Source organism: Streptomyces aureus (assembly GCF_001418135.1).
GTDB lineage: Bacteria > Actinomycetota > Actinomycetes > Streptomycetales > Streptomycetaceae > Streptomyces > Streptomyces aureus_A.
This window is the reverse complement of the sequence record NZ_LIPQ01000637.1, coordinates 1-1009: the sequence shown is the minus strand read 5'-3', so window position 1 is coordinate 1009 and position 1009 is coordinate 1. Positions and strand designations below refer to the sequence as shown.

The window sequence follows — 1009 nt, the reverse complement described above, 5'->3', positions numbered from 1 at the left end:
CCCTCGACGACGGCGTGGTCCACGTCAACCACAGCACGACCCCCGACGACAAGGCGCCCCTCTTCAGCCGGGTCGCGCGGACCGTCACCGTCACCCTCACGCTCTGCATGATCGCGCTCGCCGTGATCATCGTCCGGGAGCGGACCCCGCCGCCGATCGGCTGCGCCACGGGCAGTCTCACCGTCACCGGGTCCACGGCCTTCGCACCCGTCGTACGGGACCTCGCGAAGAAGTACGAGAAGGACTGCGAGGGCGCGACCGTGAGGGTGGAGACGCACGGGTCGACGTCCGGGATACGGCGGCTGGCCGACGAGGGCGCGAAGACGGCCAAGGGCTCCCCCTCGGTCGTCGCCCTGTCCGACGGACGCAAGCCGGGCGGCTTCCCGGAGCTGCGGGAGAGCATGGTCGCCGTCTCCCTCTACACCCTCGTCCTCAACGACGGCGTGCCCGTGGACAACCTGACCCTGGACCAGATCCGCCGTGTCTACCGGGGCGAGATCCAGAACTGGGGCGAGCTGGTCAGCAGGGACGCCAACTCCGGCACCAGGGAGGTGTTCCAGCGCCGGGTCCTCGGGCGCAACGAGCCCGCCAACTCCTCCCTGGACTGCCTGACCAGCAACGACCCCGAGTCGAAGGTCATCCGCTGCGAACTCGACTCCACGGAACAGGTCCTGTCCACGGTGGCCAGGCTGCCCGGCGCGATCGGCTACACCGAAGTGCGTGAGGGCACCGGCCTGAAGGGCCTGCACCGGGTCGCCATCGACGGCCGCAGACCGGCCCTGGACGAGCTGGGCGAGTCGAGCTACCCGTACCGGGAGATCGAGTACGCCTACACCTGGCGCGAGCCGAAGGCCGACTCGCTGACCGCCAGTTTCCTCACCTATCTGCGCTGGGGCAGCGGCCAGGACGTCATCCGCGCCCACGGGCACCTGCCCTGCTCGACACCGAAGGGACTGAGGATCTGCGGGGAGGGCTGACCGCACGCCCGGCGCCGCCATCCTCCGGCCCG

Annotated in this window: 1 protein-coding gene; it reads left to right on the top strand. The window is 70.5% G+C overall.

Going from position 1 to position 1009, the window contains the following annotated elements; genetic code table 11:
- Positions 1–977, top strand: a 977-nt coding sequence (locus AOK00_RS35505; RefSeq protein WP_173861738.1) for a substrate-binding domain-containing protein, incomplete at its 5' end; no start/stop codon positions are given.
- Positions 978–1009 lie beyond the last annotated feature (32 nt).